An 18,830-nucleotide genomic window follows, 5' to 3' on the forward strand; every position below is an offset into this window, starting at 1 on the left:
STRCSSATNDATACTNTRYCHNAGCDCACTAGGGTTCGACCGTCGTTAAGTGAATCGTGCGATGAAGTGCACGATGGAACCCGACGAGCGTCCCGAGGATTGCTCGAGTGGCCCCTGTATGGGGGGAGCGAGATCGAGGGAGTATTCCCATCACCCGCTCCAGTATGTAAATAATAGCCACCTACGGGTGGCTTTTTTTATTTGAGCGGAAGTTGTGTGGGAAGAGAACCCACTAGGGTTCGACCGTCGTTAAGTGAATCGTGCGATGAAGTGCACGATGGAACCCGACGAGCATCCCGAGGATTGCTCGAGTGGCCCCTGTATGGGGGCAACGAGATCGAGGGAGTATTCCCATCACCCGCTCCAGTATATAAATGATAGCCACCTACGGGTGGCTTTTTTTATTTGAGCGGAAGTTGTGTGGGAAGAGAACCCACCAAGGGTTCGACCGTCGTTAAGTAAAATCGTGCGATGAAGTGCACGATGGAACCCGACGAGCGTCCCGAAGATTGCTCGAGTGGCCCCTGTATGGGGGCAACGAGATTGAGAGAGTATTCCCATCACCCGCTCCAGTATATAAATGATAACCACCAACGGGTGGATTTTTTTAATTGAGCGGAAGTTGATGTGCGTGCAAATGTTGAATGCCCGGGTTTTTCGTAGGTACACGGAACAGATCTCGGCGTGACATCTTCAACCGATGGCGGGATAAGCTGGACGTATCGGGGGACATTAAATGGGTTGGAATGCTGCATGTATGGTTGCGTTCGTATTCTTGATCAACCAGGCTCGCGTACAGATGATGGAGCCAGAGTAAACTATGCAGATATGCATGCCCCAAGTGGACGAAGCATTTATTTTCTATTTTAGAGCGGGATGTTCATTTCCTTCCGTTATATGCGAACATCGCTGCAAGTGGCCCAATCAGAGATAATTGATGGTCAATTACGTTATGATCGGAACAAAAATTTTCACTTTGAAATTCGTGTCGATGGACGTATAAACGCTGTATATAATGGAAGCGATTAACCTCTTGCTGCTCTAGATGTCACGCGAATGGCATCAGGGCAGCTTTTGTATTCCTTTAGCTGGAAGGTGTTAGAAATGTCATGAATATACATGAATATTAATCCTTTATTTTATAATAAAAGTAAAGATTTTCGTGTCGATTTATAGTATTATGTTTAGAAAGCCAAATTTTTGTATGGAAAATACGATGGATAGGGGGATAACAATGACTGAGACAGATTTGACCGCCAACAAAACAAACTCAAACAATTTACTTCGTCGTGACGTGCGGTTTCTTGGGAACATATTGGGTGAAGTGCTTGTCCATCAAGGTGGCAATGAACTTCTTAATATAGTGGAAAAGGTCCGTGAATTGAGTAAATCACTTCGCGCGGGCTTCATACCAGAACTATACGATGAATTTAAACGAGTTATTATGTCGCTAAATCCGGAAATTCGACATCAAGTGATTCGAGCTTTCGCGATTTATTTTCAGCTTGTTAACATTGCAGAACAGAATCACCGGATTCGTCGCAAACGTGACTATGAACGTTCAGCAGGGGAAGCGATTCAACCAGGATCCATTGAGAGTGTCATACTTTCCTTGAAAGAAAGCAAAATTCCTTACGAGGAAGTACAAGACATCATCGCAGGTATTTCGCTTGAACTTGTCATGACAGCCCATCCGACGGAAGCTATGCGTCGTGCGATTCTAGACATCCATAAACGGATCTCGGAAGACGTGATGCAGTTAGATAACCCGAATTTAACCTTCCGTGAGCGCGAACTCTTACGAGAGAAGCTGCTTAACGAAGTATTGACCCTATGGCAAACGGATGAACTTCGTGATCGTAAACCTACGGTACTGGATGAAGTTCGTAACGGACTCTATTTCTTCCACGAAACTTTATTTGAAGTCCTGCCGGATGTATATCAAGAGCTTGAACGCTGCTTATCGAAATACTATCCAGCTCACCAATGGCATGTACCTACTTACTTACGTTTTGGATCATGGATTGGTGGTGACCGTGACGGCAACCCATCTGTTACCTCGGATGTAACGTGGGAAGCACTTAAGATGCATCGTCAATTGGTTATCTTCAAATACGAGCAGGTTTTAAAAGAACTCATTCGCACCATGTCCTTCAGTCTTGGTGTTATTGAAGTATCAGAAGAGCTAAAAGCCTCGATTGAAACAGATCGGGAAAACATAGAAACAAAACGATTGGATTTCTGGCATAACGAGAAAGAACCGTATCGTGTGAAGCTCTCCTATATGATTGATAAGCTTTCGAATGTGCTGGATGAGACAACGAAAGGAACGGCTCTTCGTTATAACTCACCGCAGGAATTTATTCAAGAATTGATGATCATTGACCGCAGCTTACGTTATCACTATGCAGATTTCGTCGCGGATACACATATTCAGAAGCTGATTCGCCAAATCGAATTGTTCGGATTCCATATGTCTAAGCTGGATATCCGTCAACATAGTCAAGAACATGAGAATGCGATGACTGAAATTTTGTCACATATGCATATCGTTGATGATTATAGTTCCTTGTCGGAAGAAGAGAAGATCGAGCTTCTGAATCGCGTATTGAACGATCCTCGTCCATTGACGTCGATTCATATCAAATACAGCGATTCGACCAATGAATGCCTAGATGTATACCGTACGGTATACAAAGCGCAACAAGAGTTCGGGGTCAATTGTATCTCGAGCTACTTGATCAGTATGACGCAAGGTGCAAGCGATATGCTTGAAGTTATGGTATTTGCTAAAGAAGTGGGCTTATTTAAGAAGCATAAAGACGGAAGAATTCGTTGTACAATTCAAGCCGTACCTTTATTCGAGACGATCGATGATTTGCATGAAGCACCATCTATTATGAAGACATTATTCGGATTGCCGATCTATCGTGAAGGCGTTACTGCGATGAACGATCAGCAAGAAATTATGTTGGGTTATTCCGATAGTAATAAAGATGGCGGCGTGGTTACAGCGAACTGGGAACTGCGAGTTGCATTGAAGGATATTACAGCTGCTGCTGAGGAATACGGCGTGAAGTTGAAATTCTTCCATGGACGCGGAGGTTCTTTGGGACGTGGAGGCATGCCGTTAAATCGTAGTATCATGGCTCAACCACCGCATACGGTTGGAGCGGGTATTAAGATTACGGAGCAAGGTGAGGTACTATCCTCTCGTTACTCCATGCAAGGAATCGCGTACCGTAGTCTTGAGCAAGCAACATCAGCTCTGATTACTGCTGCATTATGTGCTCGTCAACCGGAGACGGACGAGAATGAAGCCGCGTGGGAAGAGATCGTACGGAACATGTCTGTCGTTGCGCAGGATAAATACCAAGATCTGATTTTCCGTGATCCTGATTTCTTAACCTATTTCAAAGAGTCCACACCACTGCCTGAAGTGGGTGAATTAAATATTGGGTCTCGTCCTTCCAAACGGAAGAACAGTGACCGATTTGAAGATTTACGCGCCATTCCATGGGTATTTGCATGGACACAGAGCCGCTATTTAATGCCGGCATGGTATGCGGCAGGTACGGGCTTGCAAAGCTTCTATCAGAACAAAGAAGAGAACCTTCAAGTTCTTCGGGACATGTATGAGAACTTCTCCTTCTTCCGTTCCTTGATCGACGGCTTGCAAATGGCTCTTGCCAAAGCCGATTTGATTATTGCTAAAGAATATGCAGGGATGCTTAAGGATGATGTTGTTCGCGAACGTATTTTCACATCCATTGAAGAAGAATTTAATTTGACTTCATCGTTGATTCTGAAAATTACGGGACAACAAGAAATCCTTGATAACTCTCGTGTGATTCAAGAGTCGATTCGACTCCGTAATCCTTATGTTGATCCACTTAGCTATTTGCAGGTGCAATTGCTAACGGAATTACGCTCATTGCGTGATCAAGGAGAAGATGATCCAGATCTGCTCCGTGAAGTCCTATTGACGATTAACGGAATTGCCGCAGGCTTGCGGAATACAGGCTGATCTATCATTCTTCGCTTCATGAACAATCCATGGCCGAGTGTTCGTTCCTGAGGGGACGGGACTCGGTTTTCTTCATATGATATGAATCTGCTTTTTCGTGTGAGGATGCACCTTGCAATTTCCAATGGCGTGGATTACCATTTAATATTATTGCCTTTTTTTATGATGTGGAAGTGAGGGGTTTACACTGGAAACACGACTCGCTTTGCTGGCACGCAAAGGTGACCAGCGGGCATTTGCAGAACTCGTTGAACTCTATAAAGACAAGATATTTCACCTCGCTTATCGTATGCTGAACAACCGACATGAAGCCGAAGACGTCGTTCAGGATACGTTCTTAAGGGTGTACAAAAATCTAGAGCGATACGATGAAAATCAAAAATTCTCAACATGGATTTATCGAATAGGTACAAATCTGTGTATTGACCGATTACGCAAGCGGAAGCCGACGTATTCCTTAGATGCCGAAATGAATGATCAGGAAGGGATCGACGGTTATGCGATGATTCCGAGTGAAGACCGTACACCAGAGACGGAATATATGTTGTCTGAGACGCAGCAGATGATCCGCCAAGCGATTGACAGTCTGCCTGCCAAATATAAGACGGTTATGGTACTACGCTACATGCAGGAACTATCATTACAAGAGATTAGTGATGTATTGGACATGCCGGTGACGACGATTAAGACACGTGTACACCGTGGGCGGGAGTTTTTACGCAAAAAATTAGAACGCAAATTATAACTTCTTGGATTCGAAAATAGCTGAAGCGTTTGCATCGTTCATATATATGGGAAAAACAAACAATTTAAATTTTTGAAACAATATTGAAGCCAGTACGTATTTTAAAGTATCGGTATACTGAGCATAATGATGTGAAAGGAATGGCTCCTTATGGATTGCAAACAGGCCCTCTCTTTAATGCATGACTATATGGATAATGAGTTGGCACCCAATCAAGTATTGCTGTTAAAAGAGCATTTTGCGGTTTGCCCTGCGTGTACGGAGCGCTATGATCAGTTGGAACGTACTGAAATGATGCTTTTTGGCATCAAAACGCAACGTATTGAACCGATGGCAGATTTTGTAACTGCAAATATTATGGCTTCTTTACCAAAAAAGACAAAACAACGAGTTTGGTTGCGATGGGTGAAGAATCACCCTGCCATTACGGTAGCTGCCATGTTTGTTATGGTCATGTTTATTAGTGCACTAAGCTTCTGGAATCAAGATCGCGAATTAATGGTGAAAGGTCCAGACCTCGATAAGCTCATTATAGAAGGGGATAAGGTGATTGTTCCGAAAGGCCATGTCGTCGCTGGCGATTTGACGGTTCAGAACGGTCAGGCTGAAGTATATGGAGAAGTGAACGGGAACCTCACGGTCATTGAAGGATCGATGAATCTTGCGTCTACTGCACATATTTCAGGCCAGGTCACCAAGATTGATGAAGCGATGAGTTGGTTGTGGTATAGGATCACCCACATGTTCTCCGGAGTAGCATATAATTAGACTGACAAACCTCTCTTTGTTGATGAAGAGAGGTTTTTTTACGATTTTATCAATAAAGAGGAATTAATCGAACTTGCAACGAAAAGGATATAGTTATAACCTAGAGATATAGATACAGAAATAGGTTCAGTGCGGGGGTACAGCATGGATTATTTTACAAACTTAACATGGAAAGAATCCATTAAAGATATTATCGATATCCTTATCGTAGGATATGTCATTTATAAACTCATCGAATTAGTGCGCGGAACACGGGCCGTACAGCTGCTGAAAGGGATCTTTGTGCTTGTGATCACATGGGGTCTCAGTACGTGGTTTAATTTGTATACCCTCAAATGGTTGATGAACCAGATGTTCACCTTTGGGGTCGTATCCGTGTTGATTATTTTCCAGCCGGAATTACGCCGCGCCTTAGAGCAATTGGGTCGAGGTAAATTATTCAGTCGATCATCGATCCCAGATGCGGATGTAAGTCGATCGATTAATGAATTGATTAAAGCTGTAAATTACTTAGCGAAGCGAAAAATAGGGGCATTAATTGTCTTTGAACGAGACACAGGCCTTAATGAATATACGGAATCAGGCATTAAGATGGAATCGCGGATGAGTTCCGAACTGTTAATCAATATCTTCATTCCGAACACCCCGTTGCATGACGGAGCAGTTATTTTGCGTGGGGGGCAAATTGCGGCTGCAGCCTGCTATTTACCGCTGTCTGAGAATCCATTTATTAGTAAGGAGCTTGGAACACGCCATCGGGCTGCGATTGGGATCAGTGAAGTAACAGATGCCATTTCAGTGGTTGTATCGGAGGAAACAGGACAAGTATCTCTCGCTATCAATGGATTGGTTGTACGGGATATCAAGGAAGAATCATTAATTTCTAAGTTATATACGGAGCTGACACCAAAACCGAAGATCTCGGATAAGACACCTTTCTGGAAGCGGAAAGGAGACCAAAATGGATAAATGGTTAAATAATTCAAATTTTTCCAAAGTCATTGCTTTAGTACTAGCTATTATACTGTGGGCCATTGTACATTTAGATGATACGGCGGCGCCGCCGCAAGTGGCCTCCTTAATCGATGTTAAAGTGATTGATGATGTGAAGATTCAGACTGTCGGACTAGATAGCAGTCGTTTTATACTGCATAAAATCACGCCAGAAGTCGTTCGCATTCAAGTGAAAGGGAAAACTTCTGCGCTTACTTCCGCCATGCCGGAAGATTATCGGGTGAAGCTGGATGTTACCGGATTAGACGAAGGAACGCATACGTTAAGTTTGACCACGGAGATGCCCAAAGGGATCCAACTCATCTCGATGTCACCTTCAAGCGTCCAGGTCGAGCTGGAAGAGAGGCAAACCAAAGAGATGGATGTAAGTATCACCACAACGGGTTCGCCTGCCAAAGGTTATACAGCTGGACAGCCGATCATCTCGCCAACCAATCGGGTACATGTGACACTACCTGCGAGTCAGATGAAAGATGTTCAATCCGTCAGCGCAACGATAAATATTGATGGTGTTGTTAATTCCGTGAAGCAGAAGCGGTTAAAGCTGACCGCGTATGATAAGACAGGGCATGAAATGAAGGATGCGATTATTACGCCGCCAGTGGTAGAGGTGGAGATACCTATTGCCAAACCGTTCAAATCGGTGCCGCTGCAGATTAATTTTGTCGGGAAACTACCGGATGGATTGGCGATTTCATCCATTAAACAGAGCGCAAATCAAGTGGCAATCTATGGACCGCAGAATGTGCTCGACGGGATTGATTTCTACGATTCAATACAGATTGATTTAAGTAAGCTGACCGAGACGACAACACTCTCGCTACCTCTTCCTGTTCTTGGAAAAGTTGAAAAGATTGAGCCGAGCAGTGTAAACTTTGAAATAACGATCGTGCCTGCCGTTCAGCGTCAGTTGGATAAGGTGCCGATTACATTGAATGGTCTAAATGAGCAACTCAAAGCAACCATTCAAGAACCTGCGAGTAAAGTGATGTCTGTGACATTAGAGGGTGCACCGGATCTTGTGAACAGCTTGAAGCCTGAAGATGTACAACTGATAGCGAATCTGAGTGACTTGCCTCCAGGGGTGCATCAAGTCGCGCTGAAGGTGAATTCACCGAACTTTGTTCGACAGGTGAATACAGAACAGCTGTATGTGAAAGTGTTGATTGAGGATAAGATCTCCAAACCAACAGATTCAAAGGGGCAGCCGGAGGCACCGAAGCCTCCAACAGATACCTTGCCGGTGGATACGGGAGAAACGCCGCCGCCAACGACTGACCCGAATCCGCCTGAGACAGATCATGCTGCAAATAGCGGAACCGACATAAAGGAATAAGAGTACAATAAACATAATAATTTCGTATAGAGAGAGGTCGCAATAAATGGGGAAATATTTTGGAACAGATGGGGTTAGAGGCGTTGCCAACCGTGAGTTGACAGCAGAACTCGCTTATAAAATCGGAAGATGCGGCGGGTATGTGCTAACGCGGCAAGCGGATAAGCCTAAAGTCATTATTGGTATGGATACACGTATTTCGGGTTATATGTTGGAATCAGCGCTTGTGGCTGGCTTGCTATCGATTGGTGCGCATGTCATCCGGATTGGTGTTGTATCGACACCAGCTGTAGCCTATCTAACACGTGTGCTGGGTGCGGATGCAGGCGTTATGATTTCCGCATCACACAATCCGGTTGAAGATAACGGAATTAAGTTTTTTGGCGGCGATGGATATAAATTATTCGATGAGACGGAACTGGAGATCGAACGTCTGATGGATGCGGAAGTCGATGAGTTGCCACGTCCGATTGGCGTAGATCTTGGAACCGTGACGTGGGATGATCAAGCGAAATACAAATATACGGAGTTCTTAGCATCTACCGTATCGAAGCGTTTTGAAGGATTAAAAATCGTACTAGACTGTGCGCACGGATCTGCCTATGAATTAGCGCCGAAACTGTTCCGTGATCTTGGGGCAGAGGTCATTACGATCGGGGCAGAGCCGAATGGTCTTAACATTAATGACCACTGCGGATCCACGCATCCTGAACAATTGAAGGTTGAAGTCGTGAAGCATGGTGCTGATTTAGGCTTGGCGTTCGACGGGGATGCAGACCGGTTGATTGCCGTGGATGAGAAGGGTGAAGAAGTCGACGGCGATTATATCTTGTGTATTTGCGGAGATCGGATGAATCGTGAAGGCAAGTTGAACGATGGAACAATCGTAACGACTGTAATGAGTAACATTGGCTTCTTCAAAGCTACGGATCGTTTGAACTTGAATACAGCGCGTACGGCGGTCGGTGACCGTTACGTGATGGAGGAAATGCGTCGCGGGGGCTATAACCTAGGCGGGGAGCAATCCGGCCATGTTATTTTCCTGGATTATATTACGACAGGCGACGGTATTCTTACGGGCATTCAATTGGTGGAAACATTGATCGAATCGGGTAAGAAGCTAAGCGATTTGAAATCGATGATGGACAAATACCCGCAAGTGCTTGTCAATGTGCGAGTAGCAGATAAGAGCAAATATCCTCACCCTGCGATCGATGATGCCATTGCGAAGGTAGAACGTGAACTAAGCGATAATGGACGCGTCTTAGTACGTCCTTCAGGCACAGAGTCCCTGATTCGCGTGATGGCGGAAGGTCCAGACAAAGTTCAATTGGAATCATATGTTGCGCAAATTGTCGATACCGTGCGAGAAGCGTTAAGTTAGATGAGAACGTGGGCCCTTTTGACAGCATATGTTGTTCAAAGGGCCTTTTTCATAGCAGGCAGGATTGACGAGTTGCCAAATGAGATACAGGTGTATATAATAGCTAGTATGATTTCAGAAGGAAAGGCAGGGTAGAGGTTGGATCCATTAAGCGCCAGGGCTTAACCGCACAGAACGGAGAATATTGTGCAGGGTAAGTCGACGAGGTGAAGGTGTTCGAAACATTCGGCGGGGACCTTCCGGTATTGCATCATACCGTATGGCTGTAACGGAAAACGAGTTGGCAACGGCTCGGACAACGTTAGGGCGAGATGCTTCATATGCACTCATTTCCTGAGCCGCGAGGCGGTCAGGGTATTATTTGATATATATAAAATCATGGATGTGTATTGCACAGAAGGGGAAGTGCCGGTCGGATGAGACCGCAGCTGCATTCATGACGATGCTTGTTTTGGCATGGAAGAGGATATTTGATAATTGAATAGGCTGCGGATAATTCTTGGTAGCTTCCGAGTATGTGACGATGTACGTCCCATTAAACGGAGGTTACGGAATATGTGTGGAATCGTAGGTTATATTGGGAAGCGGGATGCGCAATCGATCTTGGTGGAAGGCTTGAAGAAGCTGGAGTATCGTGGGTATGATTCAGCAGGGATTGCGATGTATACAGAGGACGGTCTGCGCGTGAAGAAAGCCAAAGGACGGCTGGCGGTGTTGGAATCGCAGTTGGACGGAGCTCCTTTGGTCGGAAACGTTGGGATCGGACATACGCGTTGGGCGACGCACGGTAAGCCATCGGATGCGAACTCCCACCCGCATACGGATATGACACACAAGTTCTCTGTCGTGCATAACGGCATTATTGAGAACTACACGGAATTAAAAGAAGATTTAATCGCAAGTGGTGTGAAGTTCGTGTCGGAGACCGACACCGAAGTCATCTCACACTTGGTTGCGCGTGAATATGACGGTGATATCGTCAAGGCTGTACAAAAAGCGATTCAGCATCTGCGCGGCGCTTATGCGCTTGGGGTGTTAACGGAATATGAACCAGATCGCTTAGTAGCCGTAAGAAATGCAAGCCCGTTGATTATTGGCATCGGGGAAGGTGAACACTTTATCGGATCGGATATTCCGGCGATTCTCGAGCATACGCGTAATGTGTTCATTTTGAACGACGGCGAAATGGCTGTCTTGACAAAAGACACTGTCGAATTGATGACAATCGAGGGGAACTTTATTTCTCGGGAAATGATTCATGTCGATTGGGACGCGGTTACAGCGGAAAAAGCGGGATATGATCATTTCATGCTCAAAGAGATTTACGAGCAGCCGAAAGCCTATCGCGATACGATGCTGGGTCGTATAAATACAGAGTCTTTAACTGTATCCTTACCTGAATTGAAGTTAACGAAAGAAAAAATTGCGGCGATTCGCAAGGTGCATATTGTGGCTTGTGGGACGGCGTATCATGCAGGTCTCGTTGGCAAAACAGTCATTGAGACGAGTGCTCGCATTCCGGTCGAAGTAGAAGTTGCATCGGAATATCGCTATCGTTCGCCATTAATCACACCGGAAACGCTGGTGATTGTAGTCAGCCAATCCGGAGAGACGGCAGATACGTTGGCAGCGCTTCGTGAAGCGAAGAAACATGGTGCACATGTACTCGCGATTACGAACGTTGTGGGAAGCTCAGTAGCGCGTGAAGCGGACAGCGTCATGTTGACGCTAGCGGGGCCAGAGATTGCTGTTGCTTCGACAAAAGCTTACTCATCGCAATTGATCGCATTCTTCTTGCTTGGTGTGTACTTGGCAGAGACGCTGTCGACACAAGAGCAGGCATGGACGAAGTCGATTGTGGCGGCAATGCTATCATTGCCTGAGCAAGTAGAGTCAATTCTCGAGAATACCGATGCGCTTCGCACGTATGCGGAGAGCATCGCAGAACACGAGCATCTGTTCTTCATCGGACGCGGCGTGGACTACGCTGTCGCTCAAGAGGGATCCTTGAAGCTCAAGGAAATCTCCTATATTCACTCCGAAGCCTATGCGGCAGGTGAATTGAAGCATGGTACGCTAGCACTGATCGAAGATGGCATTCCGGTCATTGCACTGGCAACCCAAAATGCATTGTTGGAGAAGACCGTTAGCAACATTAAAGAAGTGAAAGCACGCGGCGGCGAAATCTTCGGGATCTCGGATGTTAACGAAGTGAAAGCCCTTGGCAAAGCCGTGGACGAAGTCTTCGGCATCCCAGCGACAAATGCGTTGCTGACGCCGGCATTGTCTGTCGTACCGTTACAGATCATCTCTTACTACGCATCGCTTGCGCGTGGCAACGACGTGGATAAACCGCGGAATTTGGCGAAGAGCGTGACGGTGGAGTAAGAGGGATGGGGAAATAGTGAGTTAGTGCAATGCAAATAAATTCCTTTACCGGCAATTAAAAGTCATATCAGAGTCGAGCAGATGAAGGATTATTTCCTGACATTTGCTCGGCTTTTCTTTTGGGGCAGGGGCGGGAATTAGGGGGAAGGGAAGGGGAAAAACAGGGCATTATCTCAAAGGCTTTTCTCAGGCTTCTCAAGGCTTCTAAGCTTTGGATCGGGATTTGTCCTGGCATTGCTCAGGCTTTTACTCAGGCTATTCCTGTGCCCTATACCCCTGACTTATCCCTGCCTTTTGATACGACTTTAAATTGCATTTCCCAAGGCTCACCTGACCCCTGATCTCTGTCTTTGCCCTGCATTTCACTATACGAGTTTAATTTGCTCGAGTTGTCAGATAAATTAGGGTGAATAGGTAGAAAAGGCGTAGCGACGGGCTTTTTATGAGATGGAAAGCGTGGTGGTGGGGCGATACGACTTTATTTCCGTTACATAGTTAGTGTTCGAGTTCAATGACATTAAAGTTAGTGTCTTGACAATAGAGTTGGTGTCTACAGCAAAATAATTTATATCTAATGGCTTCGCCTTTTGTTATTGTCAAAAGAAAATAAAGTATTAGACCAGAAAATAAAATTGTAGACTGGCTGAGTGCCCTTCCGGATACGGCCCGACGAGACGACCGGCGGCAGTCAGCAGCTGGTGTGAATGAAGACAACCCTTAAATAAGTAAATAGGTGTCAGAAGACAAGAACATAGTCCCATTGCCGATTTGATAATCATCTAAATATACCGTCAATGTTATGTTCTAATTCAAACGTCGGACCGCCGGGCGTACCTACGGCCGACCCTCACTCGCCAAGTTCCCAGCCAGCTGCAGCATCAGCGTTGGGACTAAACCCAATAGCAACAGGTAGGAGTGCTGAGCAGGACAGTCCTTTAATAGTAGTGAAGTGCCCAGCACAGGGGAGGGTGAATGTTGAGGAAAGCTGGGAACAGGACGGGGGCTATGGCCGCAAGGGGACAGTCCGAAGGGCATGGTCAACACTGTCATCGGTGGCGCGTCTTCCGCCAGACTAACTGGGCACCGCAGGCTACACATGTGGAGTGCTGTTCACTGTTAGTACGGAAGGATAATTAAATCGGAGATGTATTGGCGGAAATAGCTAAGAGGGGCGATGAACCCCTCTTTTTTGTTGAATTAATGTTGACTTGACTCTTGAATTAAACTATGACCGCAATAAGGCGATCAGGTGATTACAAGTCAATTATATGTTCTTTTTTAAATAATAATGAGTTTCGGAGGTTGATGTTCAAATTTCCCGAAATCACTCGGCTAGTGTTGCATTTGGATAATGATGAACCAGGGAGGGCAACTGCTTCGGCTATCCAGGCTGCGCGGCGAGAAGACCCTCTCGTCCCGATGAATGTAAACATGAAGGGGGAACGGAATAGATTATTAGTAGTTGGGAAGGTGGGAGAAATACGGCTGCAACCCTAAGAATACATTGTCTTTTTTCTGGTAAAATAGAATTCAAACTATAAGGCAGGTAGAAGGAGTGCGTCAATGATTTATTTGAGAAGCTTTAAGCTTTCTGATTATACGGATCGAAATCCCAACATATACCCTGATTATGTATTTAAGCACGTGGCTGGAGAGGTGCTTTTATTTGATCGAATTACTGTGTTATATGGCAATAACGGTAGCGGAAAATCCACTTTACTCAATGTAATTTCCAACAAGCTAGGAATCTCGGGGGCTGAAAGAATGACAAGCTATGGGCATAGTATTTACGCTCAGCGATTCCTTGATTTGAGTAGCTATCAGCTTGGGCATGATGAGCAAGAGCATGAAATCAGGCAACTTCCAGAAGGAAGCCGATATATGAAATCAGAGGATATTTTATATGAGATCAAGAAGATACAGCAATCTTCCGTGCTGCGTCAGGGAATAATGTATGAGCAGATTAACAAAGGGATGAGCAAGGCTCAGGCGGCACAATATGAAGCTACGTATGCGTTTAAGAAGAAGCTGGAGAACATTCAATTTTCACAAGAAAAATACTCTAATGGAGAAACGTCCATGCAGGTTTTTGAGGAATATCTGCTACCTGGGCAATTGTATTTATTGGACGAGCCGGAAACGTCACTTTCTCCTGCCAATCAAATAAGAATGGCAGAACAAATAAATGAGCTGGCACGATATTTTGATAGTCAATTTATTATTGCTACTCATTCTCCCTTTGTTTTAGGCACGTTACATGCAAAAATTTATAATCTGGATGCCAAGCCTCTTCAAACAGCAGAATGGTTTGAACTAGACAATGTACAATTTTTTTATCAATTTTTCAATAAGTATAAGCAATTGTTTGAATGAGAGTAGGACAGACACAGACTAAGAAAATAAAGTTATAGACTGACTGAATGCCTTTCCGGATGCGGACTGGCCCAAGTGATAGGCCCGGCGGCCATCAACTGCAGGGCGATCACCAGTCCATGCTCAGTCTACTACGTTATTTTCTCCGAACAGTGTCGGTTTGCGGTACGTACACCTTCTCCTGGATATTCAGTCTAAACCTTATTTCTCAAAGGCTGACGATTCCTCAGCTCCAAAACCTTGTAGAATCAACAATTCCAGTCTAGAACTATATTTTCTTCATACAGAGCTGTGACCCTTATTGTGGACAGTAAAAAACAGCCTTTAACTATCTAGAAGATGACCTCTGAAAAAATTTCCACAACTACCCGCTAGTTCTACTAACGGGTAGTTTTTTATGGGGATTTTCAAATTTGCTTGGTTTTTAATTGTTAATAATCGCATAAAACACAATGACGAGGTTTTGCACACTCTCTTGACAACCCCAAATAGTATGCTAATCTATTACTGACAGACAGTCGGTCTATAACAAGGAGATGTAAAATAAATGAGAGTTGTAAAAGAAGCGGAGGAACGCAGGAACGAAATACTTGATGCGGCGGATGAGCTTTTCGGTCAGAAGGGCTTTGACGGCACAAGTACAAACGATATTCTCGAAAAGGTCGGAATTGCGCGGGGAACGCTGTATTATCACTTCAAGTCGAAGGAGGATATTATGGATGCGCTGATTGAGCGGTATAATGTCCGTATTTTAGGTGCGGCGGGGGAAATCGCTGCAGATAAAAGCATACCCGTAATCGAGCGTGTGATCCGCGCTGTAATGGCACTGAACATAAGTGGCGGAAGCAGCAGCAAGGAAATTATGGAACACATTCACAAGCCGCAGAACGCGCTTATGCATCAGAAAATACAAAAGGTCATCATCAATGGCGTTCCGCCGATACTGACGGGAATCATCTGCGAGGGCATTGAGCAGGGGCTATTCAGCACACCGTTTCCGTATGAATGCATGGAGATGGTTGTGATCTATGCGAATACCGTTTTTGATGATGATATGGTTACAATGACGAACGAGGAGCGCGGTGCACGAATGCTGGCGTTTGTTTGCAACGTAGAAAGGCTGCTCGGTGCAGAAAGTGGAAGTCTTATGGAGACGATGCAGATGTTTGGTAGAGGTGATGGAAGCGGCGATGAATAAATCGGGAAAATCCTTCAGAAAATTCCTTCTATTGTGGTCGGGACAGCTTATTTCATCAATAGGAAGCGGGCTTACGTCGTTCGGGCTGGGGATTTATGTTTACCAGCAGACGGGAATGGCATCGGCAATGGCACTTGTAACCTTGCTTGCGTTTATGCCGTCGCTTCTCTTAAGCGCCTTTGCAGGAGTGCTTGCGGACCGCTATGACCGCAGACTTTTAATGGTGTTAGGCGACGGTCTTTCCGCGATAGGACTTGTATTCATCCTAATTTGTATGCTTCGCGGAGAAGTGCAGCTATGGCAAATTTGCGTGGGAGTTACAATAAGCTCGGTGTTTTCATCGCTGCTTGAACCCGCATACAAAGCTACGGTTACGGATTTACTTACTGAGGAGCAGTACACAAAGGCAAGCGGTCTTGTCCAGGTGGCGGGCTCGGCAAAATTTCTGATTTCTCCTGTAATTGCGGGATTTTTGCTCACTGTTTCGGATATCAAGCTGTTGCTTGTCATCGACATTTGCACTTTTTTTGTCACCGTTACTACGACTCTTGCTGTACGCAGCGGTCTTGCTTCCAAGACATGCGCACAGGCAAAATCGTTTATCCACGAATTCAAAGACGGTTGGAGCGCAGTTTCTAAGAACAGAGGTGTGCTTGTTCTTGTGATCATGACATCGGTGCTGACATTTTTCCTCGGAGTTATTGAAACACTTTCCATACCGATGTTGCTTGCTTTTACGGACAGCTCCGTCGTAGGGATGCTTGAAACCATTGTCGCTTCGGGAATGCTCGTATCCAGTGTGATCATAGGATTTCTTCCAATAAAAAAAGGCTATGTGAAAATCCTTTCGATTTCGCTGTTTTGTGTAGGAATATTTATGGCGGGGTTCGGATTGCGCGAAAATATTGTCTTGATCTGTATTTCGGGATTTCTCTTTTTTGCAATGATGCCGTTTGCAAACGTAAGCCTGGATTTTCTGGTTCGCACCAACATTGATAATTCCGTTCAGGGCAGAGCGTGGGCACTTATCGGAATCATTTCTCAGCTTGGATTTGTTGCCGCTTATGCGCTTTCGGGTGTGCTGGCGGATTATGTGTTCACTCCTTTATTCGTTGAAGGTGGCGTGCTTGCTGACAGTGTGGGAAAGGTCATCGGCACGGGCAGCGGCAGAGGAACGGGATTTCTCATTATCATCGCTGGGATGCTGTTATGTGTGACTTCGGTCATTCTGTATAACTTAAAATCGATTAAAAAGCTTGAATACAGAGGTGACTTATGTATTACAGAATAATTCGCAATGACATATCAAAAAGCAAACTGATCACGTTGACAACGATGATATTTGTTGCTGCCGCGGCGATGCTTGTTTCGCTCGCGGTGATACTCGTCGTCAATCTTTCGGGCGCGATAGATACGCTTATGACGCGGGCAGAAACTCCGCATTTTATGCAGATGCATTCGGGTGAAATTGATACTGATCGGCTAACGGAATTTGCGGAGCAGAACAGCAATGTCGATGAATTTCAGGTGCTAGAATTTCTCAACATGGACGGCGCTAGGATTATATTAGGCGAAAATTCGCTTGCAGATAATGTTCAGGATAACGGATTCAGCATCCAGAGCGAAAAATTCGATTATCTTCTTGATCTTGACGGAAACATCATAAACGTATCCGACGGCGAGCTTTATGTTCCAATAAGCTATATGAGGGACAGCACCACAAAGGTTGGTGATAAGGCAGTAATAAGCGGGAAGGAATTTACCGTTGCGGGATTTCTCCGCGATTCACAGATGAATTCTATGCTCTCTTCCTCAAAGAGATTTCTTGTAAGTAGAAATGATTACGCGGAAATTAAAAACCTTGGAAGTACGGAGTATCTGATTGAGTTCAGATTAAAGGATTTGTCGGCGCTCGGCGCATTCGAAACTGCTTATGCCTCCGCAGGACTTGAAGCGAACGGACCAACGATTACATATCCGCTTTTCAAAACGATCAACGCAATTTCCGACGGGATGATGATTGGGGTAATCCTTCTTGTTAGCGTGCTTGTCGTTGCTATCGCTTTTATGTGCATACGCTTTACGCTGCTTGCGAAAATCGAAGACGACTACCGCGAAATAGGCGTTATGAAGGCAATAGGGCTGCGTGTTTCCGACATAAAGAAGATTTATCTTGCCAAATACGCGGCTATTGCGGCGGCAGGCTGTATTCTCGGTTTTGCACTCTCGTTCGTATTCAAAGGCATGCTTCTTGAGAATATACGACTTTATATGGGTGAAAGCGATAATTCTTCTTTTGCCGTAGCTTTCGGAATCATCGGCATACTGCTTGTATTCCTTGCAATTCTTGCCTATGTAAGCGGAGTGCTGAGACGTTTCCGGAAAATATTTGCCGCGGAAGCCATACGCTTTGGCACTTCACAGGAAAAAACCGCAGGTGCAAATCGTTTTTCCCTAAGCGGAAACAGGCTTTTTGGCACGAATATTTTTCTCGGTATCAAGGATGTTCTCGCAAGGAAAAGACTTTACGCCACAATGCTTGCGGTGCTTGTGATTTCGGCATTTATCATTATTGTTCCGCAGAACCTGTACAACACGATTTCCTCAAATAGCTTCATCAAATATATGGGGATAGGGAACTACGATATGCGCATGGACATTCAACAGACCGACAATATATCTGAAAAAGCCGCTGAAATATTAAAGACGATGAAAAGCGACAGTGCCATTTCACAGTATGCCGTGCTTACAACAAAAACTTTCAAAGCAAAGACGGCGGACGGCTCGGAAGAAAATATAAAAATTGAGCTCGGCGACCATTCGATATTCCCTATAGAATATTCCCAGGGCAGAGCACCCGCGGCAGAAGACGAAATTGCGCTTTCGGCTTTGAACGCCGATGAGTTGAGCAAAAAGGTCGGCGAAGTCATTCCTCTGGTCATTGAGGGGAAGGAGAAAAATCTCACGGTAAGCGGAATTTATTCCGACATCACCAACGGTGGCAAAACCGCAAAGGCTGTTTTCACCGACAATTCGGCCGACATCATGTGGTTCGTTATCTGTGCGGAGCTTTCGGATCCATCTCTTGTCGACGAAAAAACTTCGGAATATGCGGACAGGTTTGCTTTTGCTAAGGTTTCAGACATTGATAAATTTGTTACACAGACATTCGGCTCGACAATAAGCTCCGTTAAAAAAGCATCCTATGCCGCAATTGCCGTTGCGCTGATGATAACGGTACTGGTTACACTGTTGTTTATGAAAATGCTTGTTGCAAAAGACAGATATTCCATTGCTGTCATGAAAGCGTTCGGTTTTACTAACTCGGATATTACGGCGCAGTATGTTTCGCGTTCGGTATTCGTTCTGATTGTCGGAGTTGTTCTCGGCACGCTTCTGGCGAACACGCTCGGAGAGATGCTTGCGGGCGCGGTCATCTCCACGTTTGGAGCGTCGACGTTTCATTTTGCGGTCAATCCGCTTTCGGCGTATCTGCTTAGTCCGCTGATGATGATAGGCTCGGTACTTATCGCAACAATGATCGGCACATCGGGCGCAGGACAAATTAAAATTTCCGAAAATATAAAGGAGTAGGCA

11 protein-coding genes are annotated in these 18,830 nt (G+C 45.2%); all 11 read left to right on the forward strand.

Annotation, left to right across the window (positions count from 1 at the left end):
* Positions 1–1,234: 1,234 nt before the first annotated feature.
* The 11 genes from ppc (at position 1,235) to BVG16_RS28940 (ending at position 18,827) form a co-directional block, all read left to right on the forward strand.
* Positions 1,235–4,027, forward strand: coding sequence for a phosphoenolpyruvate carboxylase (gene ppc / locus BVG16_RS28885; protein WP_078502670.1), 2,793 nt, complete (start codon positions 1,235–1,237; stop codon positions 4,025–4,027).
* Between the two features lie 187 nt (positions 4,028–4,214).
* Complete coding sequence (gene sigW, locus BVG16_RS28890) at positions 4,215–4,772, forward strand: RNA polymerase sigma factor SigW (RefSeq protein WP_078502671.1); 558 nt, start codon at positions 4,215–4,217, stop codon at positions 4,770–4,772.
* Positions 4,773–4,922: 150 nt separating this feature from the next.
* Complete coding sequence (locus BVG16_RS28895; RefSeq protein WP_078502672.1) at positions 4,923–5,540, forward strand: zf-HC2 domain-containing protein; 618 nt, start codon at positions 4,923–4,925, stop codon at positions 5,538–5,540.
* Between the two features lie 144 nt (positions 5,541–5,684).
* Complete coding sequence (gene cdaA, locus BVG16_RS28900; RefSeq protein WP_078502673.1) at positions 5,685–6,509, forward strand: diadenylate cyclase CdaA; 825 nt, start codon at positions 5,685–5,687, stop codon at positions 6,507–6,509.
* Positions 6,502–7,890 carry a CdaR family protein gene (locus tag BVG16_RS28905; RefSeq protein ID WP_078502674.1) on the forward strand — a complete coding sequence of 463 codons (1,389 nt, stop codon included), beginning with the start codon at positions 6,502–6,504 and terminating at the stop codon, positions 7,888–7,890. Before cdaA ends, BVG16_RS28905 begins: the two co-directional genes overlap by 8 nt.
* Positions 7,891–7,936: 46 nt before the next feature.
* On the forward strand, positions 7,937–9,274 hold the full coding sequence (gene glmM, locus BVG16_RS28910) for a phosphoglucosamine mutase (RefSeq protein WP_078502675.1): 1,338 nt from the start codon (positions 7,937–7,939) through the stop codon (positions 9,272–9,274).
* A gap of 555 nt (positions 9,275–9,829) precedes the next feature.
* Complete coding sequence (gene glmS / locus BVG16_RS28915; RefSeq protein WP_078502676.1) at positions 9,830–11,662, forward strand: glutamine--fructose-6-phosphate transaminase (isomerizing); 1,833 nt, start codon at positions 9,830–9,832, stop codon at positions 11,660–11,662.
* A 1,563-nt stretch (positions 11,663–13,225) separates the two neighbouring features.
* Positions 13,226–14,035: an AAA family ATPase gene (locus BVG16_RS28925; protein WP_078502678.1), complete on the forward strand. Its 810-nt coding sequence runs from the start codon at positions 13,226–13,228 to the stop codon at positions 14,033–14,035.
* A 547-nt stretch (positions 14,036–14,582) separates the two neighbouring features.
* Positions 14,583–15,233, forward strand: a complete 651-nt coding sequence (locus BVG16_RS28930; RefSeq protein WP_078502679.1) for a TetR/AcrR family transcriptional regulator — start codon at positions 14,583–14,585, stop codon at positions 15,231–15,233.
* A complete protein-coding gene (locus BVG16_RS28935; protein WP_078502727.1) occupies positions 15,226–16,524 on the forward strand; it encodes an MFS transporter in 1,299 nt (432 codons plus the stop codon). The genes BVG16_RS28930 and BVG16_RS28935 overlap by 8 nt, the downstream gene beginning before the upstream one ends.
* On the forward strand, positions 16,509–18,827 hold the full coding sequence (locus tag BVG16_RS28940; RefSeq protein ID WP_078502680.1) for an ABC transporter permease: 2,319 nt from the start codon (positions 16,509–16,511) through the stop codon (positions 18,825–18,827). The genes BVG16_RS28935 and BVG16_RS28940 overlap by 16 nt, the downstream gene beginning before the upstream one ends.
* Positions 18,828–18,830 lie beyond the last annotated feature (3 nt).

This window comes from Paenibacillus selenitireducens (assembly GCF_002021565.1).
Lineage (GTDB): Bacteria > Bacillota > Bacilli > Paenibacillales > Paenibacillaceae > Paenibacillus_K > Paenibacillus_K selenitireducens.

Bases quoted from the DNA above. Each gene is read 5' to 3' on its own strand.
- ppc (WP_078502670.1), top strand. From the start codon at position 1,235: ATGACTGAGACAGATTTGACCGCCAACAAAACAAACTCAAACAATTTA.
- BVG16_RS28895 (WP_078502672.1), top strand. From the start codon at position 4,923: ATGGATTGCAAACAGGCCCTCTCTTTAATGCATGACTATATGGATAAT.
- cdaA (WP_078502673.1), top strand. From the start codon at position 5,685: ATGGATTATTTTACAAACTTAACATGGAAAGAATCCATTAAAGATATT.
- BVG16_RS28905 (WP_078502674.1), top strand. From the start codon at position 6,502: ATGGATAAATGGTTAAATAATTCAAATTTTTCCAAAGTCATTGCTTTA.
- glmM (WP_078502675.1), top strand. From the start codon at position 7,937: ATGGGGAAATATTTTGGAACAGATGGGGTTAGAGGCGTTGCCAACCGT.
- glmS (WP_078502676.1), top strand. From the start codon at position 9,830: ATGTGTGGAATCGTAGGTTATATTGGGAAGCGGGATGCGCAATCGATC.
- BVG16_RS28925 (WP_078502678.1), top strand. From the start codon at position 13,226: ATGATTTATTTGAGAAGCTTTAAGCTTTCTGATTATACGGATCGAAAT.
- BVG16_RS28930 (WP_078502679.1), top strand. From the start codon at position 14,583: ATGAGAGTTGTAAAAGAAGCGGAGGAACGCAGGAACGAAATACTTGAT.
- BVG16_RS28935 (WP_078502727.1), top strand. From the start codon at position 15,226: ATGAATAAATCGGGAAAATCCTTCAGAAAATTCCTTCTATTGTGGTCG.
- BVG16_RS28940 (WP_078502680.1), top strand. From the start codon at position 16,509: ATGTATTACAGAATAATTCGCAATGACATATCAAAAAGCAAACTGATC.